The following is a 3,653-nucleotide window of genomic DNA, read 5'->3' on the forward strand; positions in this document are numbered from 1 at the left end:
AAATACACCTACCGCCCGGATATCCGCGACCGTGAGGCGCTGGAGCAGAACTTCCGCGAAAAATTCGAGGCGCTCAACCGCGTCAACCTCACCGATGCCGAATTTGCCCGCCTGCTGGATGGTGTTTTACCAAGAGCCCTAAAAGTTGAGTAAAACTATGTTGCGACGTGAGAGAATAGATGAAACAGGAGGACAGCTATGGCGACAGCTAAGTTACTCAGGCAATTAATTAAAACAGGAACAGAGGGGAATCACGAAGCATTTAAACGTGTTTCCGAGCAATTAATCCAAGAAGAACGCACCAAGAATCATCACCTGCTGGCCAATGATCTTGAAAGAATTTTATATGGCCGTCGAAACTCAACTGTGCCACTGCATTCCATGTTAAGCGACCGCTTACCAAAGGATAAAGAGCGGAATCTGCCACTCTTACAGATCAAAGAGCCTGTGAGGCGTTTGGAAGATGTTGTGCTGTCGGATGAAAATGCCTCACTCCTGGATGAACTGCTACAAGAACATCACCGTGCTGAAATATTACAAAGCCATGGTCTACGCCCGGCTGATAAATTGCTATTTTGCGGTCCTCCGGGATGCGGAAAAACGTTAACTGCTGAAGTGTTAGCTAGTGAGCTTGGCTTGCCGCTAGCAATAGTGCGCATAGATAGTGTGATCTCATCATTTCTGGGTGAAACAGCAGCCAATCTTCGGCAAGTCTTCGATTTTATTTCTTCTATGCCGATGGTGGTTCTATTTGATGAGTTTGATGCATTGGCCAAGGAACGTTCCGATGAGGCTGAACACGGTGAGCTAAAGCGAGTAGTAAATGCATTCTTACAAATGATTGATGCCTATGAAGGAAAGAGCATTTTAGTCGCCGCGACTAATCATGAGCGGATTCTTGATTCAGCTGTGTGGCGACGATTTGATGAAGTGCTGGTTTTTGAATCACCAAATCTGGAACAGTTACGACGTCTATTGTCAGTCAAATTGCGTGGGCTTCGACGGGAGTTCGAAATTGACGATTCACGTATCGCAAGCCTGTTCAAAGGCATGAGCCATGCAGATGTAGAACGGGTATTGCGCCGGGCCGCTAAAGACATGGTGTTGGCGGGAAAAGAATTTTTGAGTGAACGACACCTGCAAATAGCTATTCGCCGTGAGGATGCTCGAAGAGCAAGAGCCAAAAGGAAATAATCGAACATGGAAGAAACCTTTCCACATCTGCCCCTCCAGCGGGAAGCGCCGGTTAACGAGAAGCGTCCGGGAACGTACTTCCCTCCAAAGGAACCCAAAGATTCCCGTGGGCACGGGAAAGGGCTATTACAAAAACTCACAAATGCCAAAGAAGAGGCTGCCGGTGATCTGGGCGGTTTTGATGATAGAAAACTTTTCCGTTTTTCTGTGCAAAAGGGCTTCAACCCGGACGATTTGCGGAAAATCTCGACAGAGATAGAGTTTGTCAGCCAGGAGGATGAAACAGTCGTCATCGGTTTCGCCAGCGACGCGGCCCTTGCCCAGTTTGAGTCTCGCCTCGCCACAATGGCCGAAGGTGATGGTGTGACAAATAAACAGGTTATTTATGCTCTGCAGAGTATTGATGCTTGGAGTATGGAGGATCGCAAAGGCTGGGCGCTACGGAAACATGGATTGCCGGAAACGGATGAATTCCTGCTGGATATTGAGCTATGGCCTCTGGAGGACAACCACCAGGAGCGTGACCAGGAATGGACTGCATTTAAACAGTGGTTAGTTGAGAAAGGGATTGAAAAAAAGGATCACGTCAAACAACCAGGACTAACACTCTGTCGGGTTGTTTGTGATAGCAATCAGGCAGATCAGCTCCTACGGCACCGTGATGTGCGCTCTGTTGACTTGCCGCCCAGCTTCGCCCTTGAGCGTTCGCTGATTTTTAAGGGTATCCAGAATTTTCCCGAAATACCCAACCCAGAGGAAGATGCGCCTGGCATTGTGGTCCTCGATAGTGGTCTTGCAACTGGCCATCCACTACTGAAAACTGCCGTGGGTGATGCACAGAGTTTTCTGCCGGGTGAGGGGGGACATGATGAGCATGGACATGGTACACATGTTGGGGGTTTGGCCCTGTATGGAGATTTCGAACACAGCTTACGCGATGGCGCTTTTATCCCTACCCTCCGTCTGTTCAGTGGCAGGATTCTTGATAAAGACAACGAAAATACGACCGGCTTTGTCGAGAATCATATTGAAGAGGCCGTGCGCTATTTTACAACAGAGTATAACTGCCGGGTCTTCAATCTCTCGTTTGGCGATGCAAACAAACCCTACCTTGGTGCCCATCTGAAAGGGTTATCGGTAACCCTGGATAATCTCTCGCGTGAACTGGGCATTCTGTTCGTAGTATCGGCGGGTAACCATCGTATCAATGATGACTCACCAGATGGATTGGCTTGGAGGGATAACTACCCGGATTATTTGCTGGAAGAGGCTTGGAAGATTATTGAGCCTGCACCGGCACTGAATGTGCTTACAGTTGGCAGTCTCGCGCGTCACAACCAGACCTACAGCAGCCAGCGGAATCCAATGGATCCCGCCGAAGTGCCTATTGCCCAACCGAATCAGCCTTCACCGTTTACACGGGGTGGTCATTCCGTAGATGGTGCTATAAAACCAGAGCTGGTGGCGCATGGTGGCAACTGGGCCCTCAATACGCTGCCGAGACGTGCTGCGATTTTGGGCGTGACTGCTGGACTGGGCGTTGTTTCAACAAATCTTAAATTTGCAGGCGGGAATCTCTTTTCCGTTGATATAGGCACCAGCATGGCGGCGCCACAGGTTGCACACCTGGCAGCTTCTGTACTCCGTGAACATCCTGATGTCGGTGCCGATTTTTTGCGGGCAATGCTCTGTATGAACGCAGTCATGCCGAAGGCCAGTCAGGATCTGATCGATCAGAATAAGGCATTCCGAGCAATCTGTGGCTACGGGCAGGTGAGTGAGGCATCGCTTCACCGTTCTCTTGAAAATGCGGTAACCCTTATGGCAGGTGGGCCAATCGAAAACAAGCGCCACCACTTTTACGAGATCCCTGTCCCGGATGAATTCATAAGCCGCGGTAAACGGTTGAGGGAGGTCGCAGTCGCACTCGCCTACACGCCACCGGTACGTTCCACACGAATTAAATATCGCGCCACCCGTATTGATTTTCGTTTGGTCACAGCATCTGATCTGGACCATATCACCACCATGTTTAATAAGGCGACTGAAAAAGACGACTACGAGAATATCCCCGAATTGAAGGGATCCACCATAGGCCAGCAGGCACGTAGCAAGGGGACCGTTCAGGCAGATTTCTGGCGTTTCAGGCAATTTAACTCCAAATCCAAACTGCGAAAAAACCAGAAACTCTTTGTTGTCGTGACTCGGAACGATTTCCCCTGGGGAGAGAGCTTGTGCGACAGCGAAGAAGAGTATGCGCTGGTGGTCAGCTTGCGTGACCGGGAGAACGAAAAGGCGCGCTTGTATTCCCAGATCAAGGCGCAGATTGAAACGAGATTGCCGGTGAGGGTCAAGGTGTGACAAATGTACAGATCAAATCTGGCTGGAAGATGGTTAAGTTCGGCTCGGCATGGCGGTTCCTACGGATGTTCAAAGGCCCAGTTGTCAGCCAGAAGCTC

The 3,653-nt window shown here is 49.9% G+C and carries 2 protein-coding genes; both read left to right on the forward strand.

Annotated elements, in window-relative coordinates; translation table 11 throughout:
• Nucleotides 1-198 precede the first annotated feature (198 nt).
• Nucleotides 199-1,194 (forward strand): AAA family ATPase, encoded by a 996-nt coding sequence (locus ACOCD2_RS14310; RefSeq protein ID WP_293680302.1) that lies wholly within the window; start codon nucleotides 199-201, stop codon nucleotides 1,192-1,194.
• A 6-nt stretch (nucleotides 1,195-1,200) separates the two neighbouring features.
• The gene (locus ACOCD2_RS14315; RefSeq protein ID WP_293648792.1) at nucleotides 1,201-3,555 is read left to right on the forward strand and encodes a S8 family peptidase; all 2,355 of its coding nucleotides are present in this window, start codon (nucleotides 1,201-1,203) and stop codon (nucleotides 3,553-3,555) included.
• Nucleotides 3,556-3,653: the final 98 nt, after the last annotated feature.

Origin of the sequence: Thiolapillus sp. (assembly GCF_048562965.1) — a bacterium.
GTDB lineage: Bacteria > Pseudomonadota > Gammaproteobacteria > Chromatiales > Chromatiaceae > Thiolapillus > Thiolapillus brandeum_A.

What these genes read in the sequence shown, in the direction of transcription:
- ACOCD2_RS14310 (WP_293680302.1), top strand. Translation starts at nt 199, where the DNA reads ATGGCGACAGCTAAGTTACTCAGGCAATTAATTAAAACAGGAACAGAG.
- ACOCD2_RS14315 (WP_293648792.1), top strand. Translation starts at nt 1,201, where the DNA reads ATGGAAGAAACCTTTCCACATCTGCCCCTCCAGCGGGAAGCGCCGGTT.